17 protein-coding genes are annotated in these 18375 nt (G+C 64.9%); 10 read left to right on the top strand and 7 right to left on the bottom strand.

Going from position 1 to position 18375, the window contains the following annotated elements; translation table 11 throughout:
• Positions 1-28: 28 nt before the first annotated feature.
• The gene (locus AC1RRC_RS00645) at positions 29-3484 is read right to left on the bottom strand and encodes a penicillin-binding transpeptidase domain-containing protein (RefSeq protein ID WP_493053306.1); all 3456 of its coding nucleotides are present in this window, start codon (positions 3482-3484) and stop codon (positions 29-31) included.
• A gap of 204 nt (positions 3485-3688) precedes the next feature.
• Between AC1RRC_RS00645 and AC1RRC_RS00640 the strand changes: the two genes are divergently transcribed.
• The 3 genes from AC1RRC_RS00640 to AC1RRC_RS00630 all read left to right on the top strand — a co-directional run bounded on the left by AC1RRC_RS00640 (position 3689) and on the right by AC1RRC_RS00630 (position 5727).
• The gene (locus AC1RRC_RS00640; protein WP_493053305.1) at positions 3689-3946 is read left to right on the top strand and encodes a hypothetical protein; all 258 of its coding nucleotides are present in this window, start codon (positions 3689-3691) and stop codon (positions 3944-3946) included.
• A 210-nt stretch (positions 3947-4156) separates the two neighbouring features.
• Complete coding sequence (locus tag AC1RRC_RS00635; RefSeq protein WP_493053304.1) at positions 4157-4975, top strand: YXWGXW repeat-containing protein; 819 nt, start codon at positions 4157-4159, stop codon at positions 4973-4975.
• A 59-nt stretch (positions 4976-5034) separates the two neighbouring features.
• Positions 5035-5727, top strand: coding sequence for a reverse transcriptase-like protein (locus tag AC1RRC_RS00630; protein ID WP_493053303.1), 693 nt, complete (start codon positions 5035-5037; stop codon positions 5725-5727).
• Between the two features lie 76 nt (positions 5728-5803).
• Here the strand turns inward: AC1RRC_RS00630 and AC1RRC_RS00625 are convergent, their stop codons facing one another.
• On the bottom strand, positions 5804-7468 hold the full coding sequence (locus AC1RRC_RS00625) for a methyl-accepting chemotaxis protein (protein ID WP_493053302.1): 1665 nt from the start codon (positions 7466-7468) through the stop codon (positions 5804-5806).
• Between the two features lie 206 nt (positions 7469-7674).
• The gene (locus AC1RRC_RS00620; RefSeq protein WP_493053301.1) at positions 7675-8172 is read right to left on the bottom strand and encodes a chemotaxis protein CheW; all 498 of its coding nucleotides are present in this window, start codon (positions 8170-8172) and stop codon (positions 7675-7677) included.
• A 170-nt stretch (positions 8173-8342) separates the two neighbouring features.
• Between AC1RRC_RS00620 and AC1RRC_RS00615 the strand changes: the two genes are divergently transcribed.
• The 3 genes from AC1RRC_RS00615 to AC1RRC_RS00605 are packed head-to-tail and all read left to right on the top strand — an operon-like array spanning position 8343 to position 11089.
• Positions 8343-9002, top strand: coding sequence for an HD domain-containing protein (locus tag AC1RRC_RS00615; protein WP_493053300.1), 660 nt, complete (start codon positions 8343-8345; stop codon positions 9000-9002).
• A gap of 12 nt (positions 9003-9014) precedes the next feature.
• Positions 9015-10268 (top strand): MFS transporter, encoded by a 1254-nt coding sequence (locus AC1RRC_RS00610; protein WP_493053299.1) that lies wholly within the window; start codon positions 9015-9017, stop codon positions 10266-10268.
• A complete protein-coding gene (locus AC1RRC_RS00605; RefSeq protein ID WP_493053298.1) occupies positions 10265-11089 on the top strand; it encodes a substrate-binding periplasmic protein in 825 nt (274 codons plus the stop codon). The genes AC1RRC_RS00610 and AC1RRC_RS00605 overlap by 4 nt, the downstream gene beginning before the upstream one ends.
• A gap of 21 nt (positions 11090-11110) precedes the next feature.
• Here AC1RRC_RS00605 and AC1RRC_RS00600 read toward each other — a convergent pair whose 3' ends face one another.
• Positions 11111-13036, bottom strand: a complete 1926-nt coding sequence (locus AC1RRC_RS00600) for a CocE/NonD family hydrolase (RefSeq protein WP_493053297.1) — start codon at positions 13034-13036, stop codon at positions 11111-11113.
• A 138-nt stretch (positions 13037-13174) separates the two neighbouring features.
• Between AC1RRC_RS00600 and AC1RRC_RS00595 the strand changes: the two genes are divergently transcribed.
• The 4 genes from AC1RRC_RS00595 (at position 13175) to AC1RRC_RS00580 (ending at position 16367) form a co-directional block, all read left to right on the top strand.
• A complete protein-coding gene (locus AC1RRC_RS00595) occupies positions 13175-13615 on the top strand; it encodes a YXWGXW repeat-containing protein (RefSeq protein WP_493053296.1) in 441 nt (146 codons plus the stop codon).
• Positions 13616-13863: 248 nt separating this feature from the next.
• Positions 13864-14913, top strand: coding sequence for a tryptophan--tRNA ligase (trpS, locus tag AC1RRC_RS00590; protein WP_493053295.1), 1050 nt, complete (start codon positions 13864-13866; stop codon positions 14911-14913).
• Positions 14914-14916: 3 nt separating this feature from the next.
• On the top strand, positions 14917-15213 hold the full coding sequence (locus AC1RRC_RS00585; protein ID WP_493053294.1) for a DUF1294 domain-containing protein: 297 nt from the start codon (positions 14917-14919) through the stop codon (positions 15211-15213).
• Between the two features lie 200 nt (positions 15214-15413).
• Positions 15414-16367 (top strand): DMT family transporter, encoded by a 954-nt coding sequence (locus AC1RRC_RS00580; protein ID WP_493053936.1) that lies wholly within the window; start codon positions 15414-15416, stop codon positions 16365-16367.
• Between the two features lie 55 nt (positions 16368-16422).
• Here AC1RRC_RS00580 and AC1RRC_RS00575 read toward each other — a convergent pair whose 3' ends face one another.
• The 3 genes from AC1RRC_RS00575 to AC1RRC_RS00565 all read right to left on the bottom strand — a co-directional run bounded on the left by AC1RRC_RS00575 (position 16423) and on the right by AC1RRC_RS00565 (position 18308).
• Positions 16423-17058, bottom strand: a complete 636-nt coding sequence (locus AC1RRC_RS00575) for an FMN-binding negative transcriptional regulator (protein WP_493053293.1) — start codon at positions 17056-17058, stop codon at positions 16423-16425.
• Between the two features lie 133 nt (positions 17059-17191).
• Positions 17192-17806 carry an LON peptidase substrate-binding domain-containing protein gene (locus AC1RRC_RS00570; protein WP_493053292.1) on the bottom strand — a complete coding sequence of 205 codons (615 nt, stop codon included), beginning with the start codon at positions 17804-17806 and terminating at the stop codon, positions 17192-17194.
• Between the two features lie 208 nt (positions 17807-18014).
• Positions 18015-18308 carry an H-NS histone family protein gene (locus AC1RRC_RS00565; RefSeq protein ID WP_493053291.1) on the bottom strand — a complete coding sequence of 98 codons (294 nt, stop codon included), beginning with the start codon at positions 18306-18308 and terminating at the stop codon, positions 18015-18017.
• Positions 18309-18375: the final 67 nt, after the last annotated feature.

The raw sequence follows: 18375 nt of genomic DNA, 5'->3' as shown, positions 1-18375 counted from the left end.
GCACGATGATGCCATGGCGGCCTTCCGCTCATTTCAATGGATATGCGGCAATTTCCCCTTCTGTTCCCCCGATGTGGCCGATCCGTGCGCGGACCACGCCGTCCCCCAGCAGCGCCGCGATGACCGGCGCCGCGTGTTCGCCGCCGCTGGCTTCCGAGTGACTGACAAAGACCGCGAATGCCAGCCGATGCACCTGCCCCGGCAACGTGCCCGGTTCCAGCCAGCCCGTGAACCAGACAGTGGCGGCCCCTTCCCCCGTGGGGGCGGTGCCGGTCTTGCCATACAGGCCACGCCGTACGGTTGCCAGCGCCGGTCCGCCAAACACACCGGCGGCCGTGCCGCTGTCGATCACCCCTTTCATGCCGGCCTGGATGCGGTCCCGCCGTACCGCCAGCGGCAGCGGCCGCGCCGGCGCGGCGGCGCGCTCATTCAACGCCTGCAGCACGCGCGGCGCCACGACCGCCCCTTCGCCGATGGCGCCCGACACCAGCGCCATCTGCAAGGGCGTCGCCTGCATGCGCAAGCCGATCGCCATTTGCCGCACTTCATGCCGGGTTTCAATCGGGTCGATACGGGAGGGCGTGGCTTGCAGCGCATCATAGGCGGACCAGCGGTAGCCGGGCGGCAGCAAGCCGCCATCGAGGCGCATGGCGGCGCCGAAGCCAAGCCGGCGCGCGGCGGCGGCCACCGGCCGCACCGTATCGAGCGCGCCGGGCTCCAGCGCCTGCACATCCGGCATACCGCCTTCCGGCAATCCCAGCAGGCTGTGGTCGCTCCATTCCGCAGCCCATGCAAACCACGTGTTCTGGCTGTACGCCAGCGCCTGCCGCAAGCCCAGCTTGCCATCTTGCGCGCGGTGTTCCAGTCCCTGTTCGCGGTAATTGGTGATGTGGGCGCGCCCATTGGCCGGATACGCCGGCGACGCGGTGCCGAAGTCATAACCGCGCGCGCGGGCCATGCGGTTGATGCCGTCCGGGGCCATGCCTTCAAGCAGTGCATCGAGCTCGCTGTCATGGCGCGCGGCCAGTTCCAGGCCCAGCGCGCTGACCACCTTGAAGGTGGAGCCGGGGCTGCGGTGGATACCGCCGTCATGCTGCCACGCGGGAATGCGCAGCGGGCTGCGCGCGGGATTGGCGCGGTCGAAGTCGCGCACTTCAGCCCAGTTGAAGGCGCCCGCAGGTGCATTGCCCGCGCCGGCCGCCGCCAGGATGGCGCCACTGTGGGCGTCCAGCAGCACCAGGCCGGCCTGCCGTCCCGCCGGCGGCGCGGTGCCGCCGCTGCAGGCGGCGCCATCCCATCGGCCGCGCCGTAATGCCATGCACTCGACGATGGCTTGCGCCCGCTGCTGCAACGGCAAATCCAGCGTCAGCAGCGCCGACTGCGGTCCGCCGCCGGGCATGCGGGCCAGCATGCCGGCGATGCCCGACGCATGCTCCGGCGCCACGCCCAGCATGGCGGACAGTCCCGCAGCCTGCGCCTCGCGCACGGCGGCGCCATCGGACCACAGCGATGCGCCGTTGCGGTCGGCGATGCGGACTTGCCGCACCGATTGGCCCAGCGGCTGGCCCGGAGGCTGGCCCGGCGAGTGCGCCGGTGAGTAGGCCAGCGCTTGCGGATCCTCGCTCACACGGCGCGGCGTATCGGCAACACCGGCGCCGCCGAGTGCGCGCCAAACCGGTGCGCCACGTTCGACATGGATATGGCGATAGCGCGCATCGCCCGGCGCCACGGCTGACGCCAGCGGGCGCACGCTGACGGTGACCGGGCCGGCGCCCTCCGGTTCCAGCCACAGCTCCGTGACATCCGCCCGCGTGGCGCAGCCATTGCCCGTACAGGCGTCAACCCGCGCCTGGATACGCGCGCCGCGCACGCCATCGATCCGGCCCGCCACCATCAACCGCAACGGCGCGCCGCTGCCCGGATGAACCAGCGACAACGCCGCGCCCTGCGGCCACTCCGGGGTGCGCCGCCAGGATGCCCAGCCTTGCGGCAATTCCGCAAACAGGCGCGCGGCGGCGCCCGGCATCGCCCCGGTATCGGCCAGCGCAGCGCCATCGGCCCGCAGTTGCCATCCACCGGAAGAGTTGAGTCCCCCCGCCGCGGCGCCGGCAATGCCGCCGGCCGATGCGCCATCACCGGCAGGCTTCCCGGCAACAGCCAGCGGCACCCGCCACGCCAGCAAGCACCGTTCGCTGTTATACACATCAATTTGCCGCAGCACGTACGCGCCATCCGCTTGCCGGTACAAGCGATTCAGGATGCGCATGGCATCGGCGCCGCGCGCCGCACCGTCCCACCCTGCCAGCGGCACGGCGCGGTCTTGCGGCGCGGCGGCGGCCCATGCCGCCACATCGCGGGGCGCGACACTGAGCACGCCATCCGGCTGCAATCGCAACAAGCCGTGCGCCAGCAACGCATCAAACAGCGCCTGGTCTTCCTGCGCGGAACGCGGCGTGACCGGGGCGGCCGGCACCACGTGCCGTCCCGGCGGCAGTACCCCGCTCACCACTTCGCCGTGCCGGGGAAACGCCATCACCGTGCAGCAGCGCCCAGCCGGCGCCGCCGCCGGTCGGAACAGCTGCACCACCAGTTCCCCCGCCTGAGGGCACGCGGCGGCGGCCCGGCGCTCGAAGCGCAGTGCGCCGCCAGCCCAGACCAGCCAGCCTTGCCGCCACAATTCGCCATCACCGGCGCTGGCGCGCGCACTCGCACTTGCGCTTGCGCTTCCACTTGCGCTTCCACTTGCACCGAAACCAGCGCCGGCATCCGCGCGCTCACCATGACTTTCAGCGCTGCCACTGCCCGCGCGCCCATGCGCCACCCAGGACGCCTGCAGCCCCCGCCAGCTCAGCCGCAACGCTCCCTCCGGGTCCGCCCTGCCGTCAATTTGCACGGCGGGAGCATCCCCCGACATCAGCAAGGCATGGCGCACGGACTTGCCGCGCGCCGCCAATTCGTCCCAGTGCCGGCCCAGGCGCAATGGTTGCAATCGGCCATCCGCGCGCAACTGGCCGCACAGGTCGATCCGCACCGGGTCGTGACCGCGCATGCCATTCAAGGCCAGCACCTGGCCACCGGCCACTGTCATCACATGGGCGCCCGCCTGCGCCGGCACATCGATCACCGCGCCAGGCAAGCCATCGCGATACGCCGCAATGCCTGTATCGCCACCATCCGTATCGCCGGTATCGGCAAGCCGCAGGGCGTGGCTGGCAATGACGGCGGCACCCGCGCATGCCGGCGCCACGATTGCCAGCACGGTGGGCCATGCGGGCAGCCGCCACCGATAGACCGCCGGCGCCGGGGGCGCGGCAAATGCAGTGGGTGCGGTTGAGGGTGCGGGTGCGGAGGCTGCGGAAGGCGTTGCCGCCGCCGATACAGCGCCGGCGCGCCAGTTGCGCTGGCGCCGCCGCCGCACGCCCCACGCGGCCAGCGCATTGCACAGTGCACGTAATGACTGAAATGGCTGAAATGGATGTCGCATGCGCCCGCCCGCAGTGATGGTGTCACCTTGCCTAGCGGGGGGCGTGGAAAAAAACACTTTATCCGCGTTACCTGCAACTCATTCCGTCAAATTTGCGTCTCGTCGCAATCCCGTGGCCGCTTGCGTCCGCGCTCGCTAAAGTACAACCATCGAAAGGCAGTACACCGAATCAATTCAACAACTCGACAAACGGAAGGAACCATCATGAACGTCCTGAAAAACTTTGAAGCCCTGTTCGTTGTGACCCTGGGCCTGGCATGCGCCGCCAACTATGTGATCGACAACGAACAAGAAACGCAGCCAGTCACCGCCAGCGCCGCAGCGCCGGCCACCCTGGCCTACGCCGCAGTGAAAGACACGCAAGTGATCGTGGTCAGCGCCAAGCGCCTGACCGCCGAGCAAAAGCTGCAATCGCTGCAAGATGAACGCAAGGCTGGTTCCCAAGCCACCAGCCGCATCTGAACGATGATGCGCCACAACATTCGCCTGCACGCACCGCAGCCCCGGCTGGCGTAGCAGGCGAACCGTTTTCCCCCTTTAACTCGTCTGTTCGCAAGCGCACACATGTTTGTGGCGCCGCTGTGTCTTTTGTAATAAGTTGCATCTCTCTTTCTCCGCAGGATTGTCGCTTGCTATATTGAATTTACAGCGACAATGACACTGGAGAAAACCATGATCAAGCCCACCCTATATGCATGTGCGTTGCTGGCCATCAGCTTCGCTGCGCCTGCCCCGGCGCTGGCCCAGGTGGATGTCAGCCTTGTCATCGGCAATGCGCCGCCCCCACCCCGTTTCGAAAGCGTCCCGCAACCGCGCCGCGGTTATGTATGGGTGCCGGGTTATTGGAACTGGAACGGCCACCGCCACATCTGGGCATCCGGCCACTGGGAACCGGAACGCCATGGCTACCAATATCGTCCCGGCACCTGGGTGCGCGAGTCGAGCGGCTGGCGGCTGGAGCCAGGCACCTGGATTTCACTCAACAGCGGCAACATCCGCATGGATTATGCGACCGTTGCGCCGCCTCCTCCCCGCCATGAAGTGATTCCCGCGCCACGGCGCGGTTATGTCTGGAGCGGCGGGTACTGGGAATGGCGCGGCAACCGCCACGAATGGGTGCCAGGCCAATGGATGGCCGAGCGTCCAGGCTTCGTGTATACCTCGCCACGCTGGCTGGAACGGGATGGCCGCTGGGTGCGCGAAGATGGCCGCTGGGACCGTTATGAGCGCCACGCCCGCTATGAAGACCGCGACCGCGACGGCGTTCCGGACCGCTATGAGCGCCGGGGCCGCGACCGCGACCGCGACGGGATCCCCGACCGTTATGAGCGCCAGGGCCGCGACCGCGACCGCGACCATGACGGGGTCCCCGACCGTTATGACCGGGACCGCGACAATGACGGCGTGCCGAACCGCCGTGACCGCGACCGCGATGGCGACGGCGTCCCGAACCGTTACGACGAGCGCCCGGACAATCCGCGCCGGCATTAAGCCCTGCTTGCCCCCTGCCGCCATCTGCTACGATGGCGGTTTTTTTTCGCCGCTCTCCCATGACTGCCAACCACGACGGCCTGTCCGCCTTTCACAATGAACGCGTGGCCGCGCGCCGCCTGGCCCGTGCGCAAGGCATCACGGAAGCCCAGGCGCTGCACGCCGTGCTGGCGCAGGCGGCCACGCGCGCCGGCTTTGCCGATGTCGCGGCCTTGCTGGCCCACCGCGTTGCATTGAACGATCTCGACCAGCAGCGCCGCGCCGCCAAAGCCGCCCGGCGCCACGCCGCGCAACTGGCCCGCAAAGCCCGGCACGAACCCGCCGCCGGCGCCGGCTGGCGCGGCTGGTTCGATGGTTCCGCCACCCCGAATCCCGGCAAGATCGGCATCGGCGCACTGCTGTGCGGGCCGCACGGTGAACGGGTGGAAATCAGCCGCCGCGCCGGCGATGGCAGCAGCAGCGATGCGGAATACCTGGCGTTAATCGCCCTGCTGGAAGCGGCGCGTGCCGCCCGCGCCACGCCGCTGGCAATCTCGGGCGACAGCCAGGTGGTCATTGGCGACGTGGGCGCGGCCGGCGCGGCCGCCAAAGGCATAGAAGCATACCGCGCCCAGGTCCGCACCCTGATGGCGCAGCTGGGCGGCGTGACGCTGCGCTGGGTGCCGCGCCACCGCAATGGCGACGCCGACCGCTTATCCCAGCAGGCAATCGCGCAACACAACCCGCCCGGCGCGGCTGCCGGCGCCAGTTAACGGCTTTCCGCTGTATCCCGATGTACCGCGCAACGCGCCGCAGCCGATTGTCTGCGGCAGGCCGCATGCCAGCCAGTTACACGCTATGCAACCGCCGCGACATTCTCCCTTGCGGCGCCAGCGCCAGCGCCGTGCCGCGTTCGGTGGAGGCGGCCAGCGACAAATGGACTGCATGGCGCACACCGTCCATGCGGAACACGCTGACCGCCTGGGCCAGTGCGGCGGCCTGTTCCTGCATGGCGCCCGCAGCGGCGGCGGCCTGCTCCACCAGCGCCGCATTTTGCTGCGTGGTTTCATCCATTTGCGCAATCGCCTGGTTGATCTGGTCAATGCCCAGCGTTTGCTCACGGCTGGCGTCGGCAATCTCGCCCATGATGCCGGTCACGCGTTCGATGGAACGGACAATTTCTTCCATGGTCTGGCCCGCCTGGTCGACCAGCTTGCCGCCTTCTCCGACTTTTTCCACGGAATCGTCGATCAGTCCCTTGATTTCCTTGGCCGCGGCGGCGGCGCGCTGCGCCAGGTTGCGCACTTCCGCCGCCACCACGGCAAAGCCACGCCCCTGTTCGCCGGCACGCGCGGCCTCCACGGCGGCGTTCAGCGCCAGGATGTTGGTCTGGAAGGCGATGCCGTCGATGACGCCGATAATCGCTTCGATGCGGCCCGACGATTCGTTAATCGACGCCATGGTTTGCATCACGCGCTCCACCACGGCGCCACCGCGCACCGCCACCTGGGCCGCCGATTGCGCCAACTGGTTGGCGCGCTCCGCGTTTTCCGCATTCTGGCGTACGGTGCCGGTCAACTCTTCCATGGACGACGCGGTTTCTTCCAGCGAACTGGCTTGCTGCTCGGTCCGCGATGACAAATCCATATTACCGCTGGCAATTTCCGCCGACGCCGTGGAAATCGTGTCCGATGCGGTGCGCACTTCGCTGACGATCCCACTCAAGCTGTCGCGCATGGTTTTCATGGCGGCCAGCACGCTGCGGTCATCGCCCTGGCGCAACACGATATTGCCGCCCAGGTTGCCTGCCGCGATGTCACCGGCGATGCGCCGCGCGTAAACCGGCTCGCCGCCCAGATCGCGCCCCAGGGCGCGCGCCAGCAACACGCCCATCAGCGCACCGGCGCCCAGCGACGCCAGCACCAGGCCAAGCATCAGGTTACGGCCGGACTGGTAGCTATCCTTCGACAGTTGCGCATACTGGGCGGAACTGTTTTCCTTGATATCGCCGAGTTTTTCCAGGATGCCATCGACCACCGCCACCTTGGGTGCGATCGCGGTAAACACATGTTGCACGGCTTCGTCGTGCGCTTCCGGCGTGCCGGGCGCGGCTTTTTGCAAGGTGGCATCGACTGCCGCTTCATATTCCGGCAGCGCCTTGTCCAGGGTGGCCAGCATGGCCTTGCCTTCATCGGTGGTAAACAACGGGCGGGCCTTGGCCAGCGACGCATGCATGTTCTTGCGCCGCGTCTCCAGCAACCCGCGCATCTTGCCACGGCCCGTGTCGTCGCGCGCCAGCAGCACGCCACGCAACTCGCGGCCGATATACGCCAGCTCAATATTGGTATCTTTGATATGGGAAATTCCCATTAAATCGAGCTGGTACGCCAGTTCCGCGTGCTCGTTCATTTGCGCCATTTTATAAATGCCGATCCCCGCGACGATCGCGCCAAACGCGGTAACCGACACGAAACTCAGCAGCAGGCGCGCGCCTACCGTCATTTTTTTCAACATTGTTCGCTCCTGGTCGTGAAAACTTCTCGGGAGCTATGGCGGGATGGGGACATAGCGGCGCCACAGGGTGTGGCGCGGCCACCACGGTGGTGGCGGAGCGGCGGGGACATGGCCGCGAAACGACAGCCTACCGTTTTCCGGCGCTGCTGTCGAGCAATACCGGGCGGCACCACCGCTGATGCCGCGCTGGTGCCGCGCTGATACGCTTACGCCGCCTTGCGCAGCGGCTCGGCCAGCCCCATCTCCGGCGAGCCCATCAAGCCTTCGATATCGACCAGGATCAGCATGCGTTCCTCGATCGTGCCCAGGCCCGTGATGTATTCGGTGGCCATGGCCGAAGCGATGTCCGGCGCCGGCTTGATCTGGTCCGGCGCCAGCATCGCCACGTCGGACACGCTGTCGACCACCATGCCCACCGTGCGGCCGCCAACATGCAGGATGATGACCACGGTAAACGCGTTGTAGCCGGGCTGGCCCAGGCCGAACTTGATGCGCATATCGACAATGGGGACAATCAGGCCGCGCAGGTTGATGACGCCTTTGACGAATTCCGGCGCGCTGGCAATCCGGGTCGGCGTTTCATAGCTGCGGATTTCACTGACTTTTTGAATATCGATGCCGTATTCCTCTTTACCCAGGGTAAAGGCCAGGTATTCGGCGGCGTCGGCGGAACTGGTCATGGCAATCGCATCGGTGGACATCATGGTTCCTTGCAAGAAGTAAGTACATTAGTGAATAAAGAAACCATAATATTACCGTGCGTCAACATTTTGCGCAGCAATAAAAACACCTATGGCACAACTGGCAATCCATGCCACAATTGGGCAAACGCCGCCTTGCGCAAGCACAGGGTGGCCAGAATGACTGGAGACCAATGAATACGTTGTTGAGCAGTTGGCATCCGCGCCTGGTGGCGCTGGCGGCCAGCGCCTTTGGTGACGATGGCGCGCATGACACCAATCACCTGCATCGCGTGTGGCGCAACGCCACCCAGCTGATGGACGATTATCCGGAAGCGGATGCGCTGGTTGTGCTGGCCGCCTGCTACCTGCACGACCTCGTTAACCTGCCGAAAAACCATCCGGAACGCCACCTGGCTTCGCGCCAGGCCGCGCTGCTGGCCAGCCGCCAGTTGGCGGCGCTGGGCTTCCCGTCGAACCGCCTGGCTGCCGTGGCGCACGCGATTGAATGCCACAGTTTTTCCGCCGGCCTGACGCCGGAAACCATCGAGGCGAAAATCGTGCAGGATGCCGACCGCCTCGATGCGCTCGGCGCCGTCGGCCTGGCCCGCATGTTTTATACGGCCGGCCGCATGGGGTGCGCACTGGCGCACGCCGATGACCCGATGGCGCTGCACCGCGAACTCGATGACAAGATGTATTCGCTCGACCACATCGAAGTCAAGCTGGCGACCCTGCCGGCGAAAATGCAGACCGAGGCGGGCCGCCGCATGGGCCAGGCCCGATTGACCGAACTGGCCGCGTTCCGCGACAGTTTCATTGCCGAGTGGGCAGCGAGCCCCGCCACGCCCTGAAGTGCCCGCCGCATGACGCCAGCACCCGTGGAACCTACTCCGGCGCCGTCCAAAGGCAACTTGAATTTCGTCCTGGTGTGCGTGTTCATCGACATGCTGGGCATCGGCCTTGTCGTGCCCGTGCTGCCGATCCTGGTCGGCGAATATGTGCATGACAAGGAAGCGCAGGCGCTGTGGTATGGCGTGATGGGCGCGGTATTCGGCCTGATGCAATTCATCTTCATGCCGATGCTGGGCGCGATCAGCGACCGCGTGGGACGCCGTCCGGTGCTGCTGTATTCGATGGCCGGCATGTGCATCAACTTCCTGTCGACAGCGCTGGCGCCCAGCCTGGCCTTCATGTTCATCGGCCGCGTGATCGGCGGCATGTCGTCGGCCAGCATGTCGGTGGCGTCGGCCTACGCGTCGGACATTTCCACCCATGAAAACCGCGCCAAGAGTTTTGGCAAAATCGGCGCGGCGTTCGGCCTGGGCTTCATTGCCGGCCCGATGCTGGGTGGCCTCTTGGGCGACGTCAACCTGCAATTGCCGTTCTATGCGGCGGCGGCGCTGTCGGCCGCCAATTTCCTGTACGGTTACTTCTGCGTACCCGAATCCTTGCCGGAAGCGCAGCGCGCGCCGTTCAAGCTGGCGCGCGTGAATCCGCTGGCCGCTGTCATCAAGCTGGCCGCGCGGGACGATATCCGTGGCCTGGTGATTGCCTTTGCGCTGATGACCTGCGCGCAGATGATGCTGCAATCGACCTGGGTGCTGTATACCAGCTTCCGCTTCAACTGGAGTACCGGACAAAACGGCCTCGCGCTGTTTTGCGTCGGCATGGCGGCGGCCGTGGTGCAGGCCGGCTTGCTGGGCGTGTTCATGCGTGTCTTCGGCGAAGTGCGCCTGACCTTGATCGGACTGGCGTCCGGCGGCGTCACCTACCTGTTGTATGGCCTGGCCACGCAGGGCTGGATGATGTATCTGTTCATCTGCTGCAACTTGCTGGCCTTTGCCGCCGGCCCTTCGCTGCAAGGCATTATTTCCAAGGCCACGCCGGCCAACGAGCAAGGTGAGCTGATGGGGTCGCTGCAATCGATCAGCAGCCTGGGCGCCATCCTGATGCCGCTGCTGGGCAGTTTCATGCTCGGCAAGGTCAGCCATCTGCCGCCGGATGACTGGCGCATCGGCGCCAGCTTCTTCACCTGTTCGGCCATGCAAGCCATTGCCATCCTGGTGGCCTACCGGTATTTTGCCGCGCGCCGCCACGCCCGGGGACAAACCGCATGATGTACCGCTTCATGACTGCCGCCCTGCTGGCGGCAGCGCTGACGGGCCACGCCCACGCCGAAACGGCCACGCCCTGCTCGCGCGACATCCAGGTGCCGGTCGCGCTGATCGGCATGAGCACCACGCAGCTGGAGAATGGCGCCGTGGGCGGCATTTACCCGGAAGCGTTTCAGGGCGCCGCGCTGAAAGCCGGCTGCAAGTTCGTGTATTCCGTGGTGCCGCGCGCCCGGCTGGAAGTGCTGTTTGAAATGGGCAAGGCCGATATCCTGATGCCCGCGTCGCGCACGCCGGCGCGCGACAAGCACGGCATCTTCGTCCCCATGATCAGCCACCGCGCCACCCTGCTGTCGCTGGCCAACGGTGCGCGCGCGCCGCTGGCGTCCGCGCAAGAGCTGCTGGACCGCAAGGAACTGCGGGTGGCCGTGGTGCGCGGCTATGATTTCGGTGAACAATACCAGTGGCTGGTGCGGGAACTGGCGCGCCAGGGCCGCCTGTACCAGGAAGTCGACACGGTCGCCATCGCCCGCCTGATGCAGGCCGGCGCCATCGACGTCACCATCATGGGCCCCACCACGTTCCACGGCGCGGTGCAGCGCGACCCGCGCGTGGCGGGACTCGGCGATCGGCTGCGGGTGGAACCGATTCCGGAATTGCAGTGGAATACCAGCGGCATCTACATTTCCCGTCATTCCCTGACGCCGGAAGACCAGGCCACCCTGCGCGAGCTGATGGAAAAGGTGGCGAAGTCGCCGGCGATCCTGGAAGCGTTCCAGCGCATCTACCGGCAGGAGTGGCTGGCCGAAAGCGTGCGGGCGCGCTGACGCCCCCGCCCTGCTTGTTCCTTACGGGCGGTATTCGATCACCGGCAATCCAATTGCGCTGGCGCCTTGCGCGCCGTAATACACGCTGTGCGTGGCCTTGCGGTAATCGCCCGGTTGCGCGTAAAAGATGTTTGGCACATAGGTTTGCGGATTACGGTCATACAGCGGGAACCAGCTGGACTGGATTTGCACCATCACGCGGTGGCCCGGCAGGAATACGTGATTGGCATTGGGCAGCGCAAACCGGTAGCGCTGCACCTGCCCGGCCGGAATGGCGGACGGCTGCGACAGGCTGTCACGGTAACGGCCACGGAAAATTTCCATCGAGATGCCCTGCTGGTACCCGCCCATTTCCGGTTGCGACGGGACTTCGTCCGGGTGCACGTCGATCAGTTTGACGACCCAGTCGGCATCGGTGCCGGTGGTGGCGGCAAACAAATCCACCTGGGGCGCGCCGGCAATGGCCAGCGCTTCGGTCAACGGCGCGGTCATGTACACCAGCACGTCGGGCCGGTCGCTGGCAAAGCGCTGGTCGCTGACCAGCCATGGCTTCCACACGTTTTCATCATGCAGGCGCACCGGGCGCGGCACAAACGGCACCGGTTTCATGGGATCGGCGATGTAGTCGTCGTGGCCATCGCGTTTGGGCGCGTCAAAACCCAGGCCGAAGCCCGGCTGCAGGTACAAGGTTTTCGCGCTGGCGGGGCAGCCCGTGGCGCACGATTGCGGCCACTGCGCATAGCGCTGCCAGCGGTCCGCGCCGGTCTGGTAACTGAGCACGGGCGGAGTATCGGCCACCGGCGCGCCATCCTTCAGGTACTGGTTCAAGAATGGCTGCAGCACGTCGCGGCGGAACTGGCGCGCCGTGTCGCCCTCGAAGCGCAAGGCGCCCAGCTTGCTGCCCTCGTAATTGACGCCGCTGTGGCGCCACGGGCCGATCGCCAGGTAATTCATGCGGTTGTCGCGGTCTTGCGGTTCCATCGCCGCGTAGGACGCGTAAGGGCCATAGATATCTTCCTGGTCCCACTGGCCGACGATGTGCATGGTCGGCACCTTCAGCTTGCGCGCGCCCACCAGGCGGTCCAGCGCCTGCTCTTGCCAGTACTGGTCATAGGCCGGATGTTCGAACAGTTTTTTCGTGTAATTCAACCGGTCCAGGCCGAAGCGTTTGGCATAGCCGAAGGCGGAACCGGAGCGCAGCACACTGTCGTAATCATCATAGATGCCGCTCGATAAGGCTTCGCCCCGCCCCTTGGCGGTGGTCTGGCTGGCCACGAAATCCAGCGACGGCATGCGGAACGCGCCATTGTGGAACCAGTCGTCGCCGCGCCAGCCATCGACCATGGCGCTCATCGGCGCCGCGACTTTCAGCGCCGGATGCGGATCGGCCAGCGCCATCATGACGGTAAAGCCTTCATACGACGACCCCAGCATGCCAACCTTGCCGTTCGATTCCGCCACATGCTTCACCAGCCATTCAATGGTGTCCCACGCATCGGTCGCGTGGTCGGTCTTGGTCGCATTCAGCGGGCCGCGCAGCGGGCGCGTCATCACATAGTCGCCTTCCGAACCGTATTTGCCGCGCACGTCCTGGAACACGCGGATATAGCCTTCGGCCACGAAGAATTCATCGCCCTGCGGCAGCGACGCCAGCAGCGACGGGCTGACATTGCGCTGGACGCGGCGCGCCGCGTTATACGGCGTGCGGGTCAGCAGCATCGGCGCACGCTGCGCGCCGTTGGGAATCATGATGATGGTGTTGAGCTTGACGCCATCGCGCATCGGGATCATGACCACGCGGCGGATGTAATCGGCTTGCCCGGCCGGGGCCTGGAAACTGGCGGGGATGTCCGGCGCCATCGGCGGCGTCTGCGCCAGCGCCACATTGGACAACAACAGGGACAACAGCGGGGACAACGACATGGCGCCCGGCAAGCGGATTGGCATGGATGTGCTCCTCGTTAAGCAAAGTCCCATCGTACAGAACACGATTACCTTCGGCAACATCCACACTGTGCGCGTGCGCGCACATACCGCACCGCAGAGCCAGCCTACAGTGGCGGCATACGTTCAGGAGGACACATCATGAAAAAACTGCTGATTGCCGCCGCCTTCGCGGGCGCCATGGGCGCCACCTCGGCGCCCACCATGGCCGACACCATTATCGTGCGTACCGCGCCGCCGCCACCACGGTCGGAAGTGGTGCCCGACGCGCGCCGGGGCTACACCTGGGTGGCCGGACACTGGGACTGGAATGGCCGCCGCTATGTATGGATGCGCGGCAAATGGGTCCGTGACCGGGCCGGCTACGTGTATCGCCCACAAACGTGGGAAGAGCGCAATGGCCGCTGGGTGGCGGAACGGGGCGGCTGGGCCCGCGGTGACCGCGACCACGACGGGATTCCGAACCGCTATGACCGGGACCGCGACAATGACGGCATCCCCAACCGCTATGATCGCGACCGTGACAATGACGGCGTGCCCAACCGCGCCGATGCCCAACCCAACAATCCGCGCCGGTATTGAGCGCCGATTGAAAGGCTGATCTCCTTGCCCCGGCCTTGACAGGGCCGCGGCAAGGTGCAACCATAACGGGATGAAATTTTCCCAACCACATCGCTTCTGCCAGCCAGGCCAATTGCGTGGCCAATATTGGTGGCGCCGCTGATCCAGCGCGGCCATTGAATAGTGATGTGAATGATTAGTCAACGCCGCCCCTGCCAGGTGGCGTTTTTGTTGGCGCAACAGCGGGGGCAAGCAAAAGGAACCCTTGCATGGACCAGCCCGCAGCCGCAGTCACCAACGCAGCAACCACTGCCCCAACCTCCCCCACCGTGATCCTGACGGGCGACCGCCCGACCGGTCCCCTGCACCTGGGCCATTACGTCGGCAGCCTGCGCGGCCGCGTGCAATACCAGCACGACTACAAACAGTTCGTCATGCTGGCCGATTCCCAGGCGCTGACCGACAACATGGATGACATCGACAAGGTGCACCGCAACGTGGTGGAAGTCGCGCTTGATTACCTGGCGGTCGGCATCGATCCCGCCAAGACCACGATTTTCATCCAGTCGCAAATCCCGGAACTGGCCGAACTGACGTTCTATTACCTGAACCTGGTCACGGTGGCGCGCCTGGAGCGCAACCCGACCGTCAAGCAGGAAATCGTGCTGCGCGGCTTCGAGCGCGATATCCCGGCCGGTTTCCTGACCTACCCCGCCAGCCAGGCGGCCGATATCACGGCCTTCAAGGCGCAGGTGGTGCCGGTCGGCGAAGACCAGATCCCGATGATCGAGCAAACCAATGAAATCGTGCGCCGCTTTAACCGCACGTATAACCAGGAAGTGCTGGTCGAGTGCAAGGCGCTGGTGCCGGAAATCGGCCGCCTGCCGGGCACCGACGGCAAGGCCAAGATGAGTAAATCGCTGGGCAACACCATCAACCTGGGCGCGACCGCCGACGAAATCCGCGCCGCCGTGAAAAAAGTGTATACCGATCCGCTGCACCTGAAGGTGGAAGATCCCGGCCACCTGGAAGGCAACGTGGCCTTTATTTACCTCGATGCGTTCGACAACGACAAGGCGGCGCTGGCTGAAATGAAAGCGCATTACCAGCGCGGCGGCCTGGGCGACTCCATCGTCAAGAAACGCCTGGACGTGGTGCTGCAGGAATTGCTGGCGCCGATCCGCGCCCGCCGCGAAGAACTGGCCAAAGACAAGGGCTATGTGATGCAGGTGCTGAAGGAAGGCACGATGCGCGCCCGCGAAGTGGCGGCGCGCACCACCGATGAAGTCAAGGCCGCGCTGGGCCTGAACTACTTCTAAGCCGTGGCTGCACAGTGGCTGCCATGGGCGCTGGCGCTGTATGCCATCGCCAGCATGGTGTGCTTTACGTTTTATGCGCTGGACAAGTCGGCCGCCCGGGCCGGCCGCTGGCGCATCTCCGAAAGCACCTTATTAATGCTGGGCCTGTGCTGCGGCTGGCCCGGCGCCATCGTGGCGCAGCAATGGCTGCGTCACAAATCGGTCAAAGCGTCGTTCCGGCTCAAGTTTTGGGCAACCGTGCTGGCAAATGTCGCGGGGTTTATCGGGTTGGCGCAACTGGCGCAACTGGCGGCGCCATAGCGGCGCCAGACTGCCGCAAATGACGCGCCAGGAACGGTAACACGGCAGCCGCGTAGGCTGCCGGATCGTAGGCATGCAAATCCACGTGGGCCGCGCCCGCCGGCGCGCCTGAATGGACCGGTTTCCTGCAATACCCGGCGTGCGCAAAACCCGGCCGCATATGAGACACTGGCAACCCTTTCAAAATGGAAAGCCGAATCATGTGGAATGGCGTGCTGTGCGGGCTATTGGCCGGAGCGATGTGGGGCATGGTGTTTATCGTGCCGGAACTACTGTCGTCGTTTACGCCATTGGAAATGGCGGTGGGACGGTATACCGCGTACGGCGCGATTGCGCTGGGCCTGATGCTGCCCCGCTTAAACAGCTTGCTGGCGCGGCTCGACCGCAGCGATTGCCTGGCGCTGGTGCGGCACGCGCTGGCCGGCAATATCGTCTACTACATGCTGCTGGCGCTGGGGGTCAAATGGGCCGGCGTGGCACCGACCTCGCTGATCATCGGCGTGCTGCCGATTTCCGTCACGCTGATGGGCCGCAAGGACCACGGCGCGGTGCCATTGCGCCAGTTGGCCATGCCGTTGATGGTCACGGCTGCCGGCATAGCCTGCATTAACTTCGATGTGTTCACCCATGCCCAGGCGGCCGGCGGCAGCCTGTGGCACACCATGCTGGGCGTGCTGTGCGCCACCGGTGCGCTGTTTTGCTGGAGCTGGTACACGCTCGACAATGCCCGCTACCTGAAGCAGCACCACCATTTCAGCAGTGCGGAATGGTCGGCGCTGTATGGCTTGTCGAGTGGCCTGATCGCGCTGCTGCTGGGCGGCGCGGCCTTCGCCATCTGGCATGCCGACATCACCGGCGCGGCCGGCGCCGCCAGTGGCCGCGACTGGACGGCATTCTGGATCACCAATGCCTTGCTGGCGCTGGGGGCCTCCGTGATCGGCAATCACTTGTGGAATATCGCCAGCCGCCGCGTGCCCGTCACCTTATCGGGGCAATTGATCCTGTTTGAGACCTTGTTTGCGCTGCTATACGGGTTTATCTACAAGCAGCAGTGGCCGCGCCTGCTCGAGGCCGTGGCCATCGTGCTGCTGACCACCGGGGTGCTGTGGTCGGTGCGGGTGCATGCGATGGAAGAGGAAGTGCACGGAGGGTGATGTGGTCCAAGCCGGTAGCCATGCGGGCATACCGGCTTGGCGCCGCCAATCCGGCCTACGGCGTTTGCGCCAGTGTTGCGGCGACCAATATCGCCATGCTTTCATCCCCGTGCTGCTGCAGCCCGGCCACCACGCCGGCGCGGTCGGCCGCACTGCGGTTCTGGCTGGTTTTCCATTTGCCGTCCAGCGCGCTGATGGGGATTTCAATGCCGACAATCGCGCGGCTGATGGCGGCCACGAAATCGGCGGGCGCATCGGCGACTTTCCACGGCTGCGGCATGCGCGCCTCGTGGGCATCGGTTAAATCGTCCAACTGGCGCCGCAGCCAGTGGCCATCGTCGACCAGCCTGGCATTCCCGCGCGCCTGCACCATCGTGAAATTCCAGGTCGGCACGACTTTGTGGGTTTCCGCCTTGCTGGCGTACCACGACGGGCTGACATAAGCTTCCGGCCCCTGGAATACCACCAGGCATTCCGCCCCTTCCAGCAGCGCACCGCAGACAGGATTCGCGCGCGGCGCATGGGCGCGCAGGACGCCATGTTCCCCCTCGTCCGGATACAGCACGAATGGCAGCAAATCCGCCGTCGCGCCGGAGGGCGACGTGACGATCAGCATGCCCAGCGGGTGGCTGCGCATCAGGGCATGCAGGGTTTCACGCGACGCTTGCTTGAAATGCGGCTGGCAATACATGACGGCTCCGTGCTGATATGTGGATGCCCGGTCTAAAGGCCCGGCACCCATGTTGGCTAAAATATCAGTATAACGGGCCGGTGGCGCCATCGCGAGAGCCACGAATGGCAGAAATTCTGGGGCCAGCGGGAAATCAGCTCAGCAAGCCATTTTCACTTAACACATCCTGTACCAGTTCCAGCCGCAGTACCGGATTCAATTGCGCCATCATTAACTGCTTGTGCTCCAGGCCGAGGCGCAGCAATTCGCACCAGCGGTTGGCTACCCAGCCGCAATCTTCGAGTTTATACGGGGGCAGCAAGGGCATTTGCGCCGGCGGCATCTGGCGCTTTTCCAGCGAGCGGATCACCGCGCCCAGCGCATCGGCCACATCCTGCTGTTCTTCCGGTACCGGCAGCGCGCGGTCCGGTTCCAGCATTTCCACTTCCCCCATCCACAAGCCGTGTTTCAACTGTTCCGCCAATTCAATCCGGAAGCGTTGCGTGCCGATGCAGGTAATTTGCAGCAAACCCGTGACGGGCGAACTCCATTGCGTAATGCGCGCCATGGTGCCAACCGCGGCCAGTTCTTCATGCTGTTCCGGGCGTTGCACCTCGTCGCCCGCAAACAAGGCGACCACGCCGAATTCATCGCCATTGGCGATGCATTTACGGATCAAGTCCAGATACCGCACTTCGAACACTTGCAACGGCAAGTGGCCGTCGGGGAAAAGCACGGTATTGAGCGGGAATAATGGTATCTCGTGCATGGTTCATCTTCGCACGACTTTGCTTGAATTGGCTGCCATCAACCAGAATTTCATGCATGAGCGCCTGAAATTGTCGCCTTTCAGCACGAAAGTCACTGCGGCACGAAAGCCGCATTTCTTTGCAACGCAAAAAAAACCGGCACCAGCCAACGAGGGCCATGCCGGTTTTTCAGAAGCGCACCACGTGGGCGGCGCGGACCACGCTGACTTATTTAATCAGGAAGTCTTCCTTGTTTTTACCTTCGAGCCACTTTGGTGCGCGGCCGCGGCCGGTCCAGGTCTGGCCGGATGCGTCGTCACGGTATTTCATTGGAACCGGGGCGCGTGGTTTCAAGGTTTTTGCTGGCTTGCCAACACCAGCCAGATCGGCCAGGGACAGACCGTATTCGCGCATAATCGTCGCGATTTGTTCCTTGGCTTTGCTCAGTTCTTCCTTGCGAGCACTTTCTGCCAGGTTCTGGAGTTCAGCAATTTTTGCCTGATATTCCTGATAAGTAGTCATCTCAGCTTCCTTATTCAATGGTGGGCGAATTTCCCGACTGGACCATGGTTGCGAGAAAAACCAGTGT

It is taken from the genome of Pseudoduganella sp. GW821-FHT12E03 (genome assembly GCF_058807115.1).
Note: the sequence above shows the minus strand (reverse complement) of the source record. Positions and strands in the feature narration are given on the sequence as shown.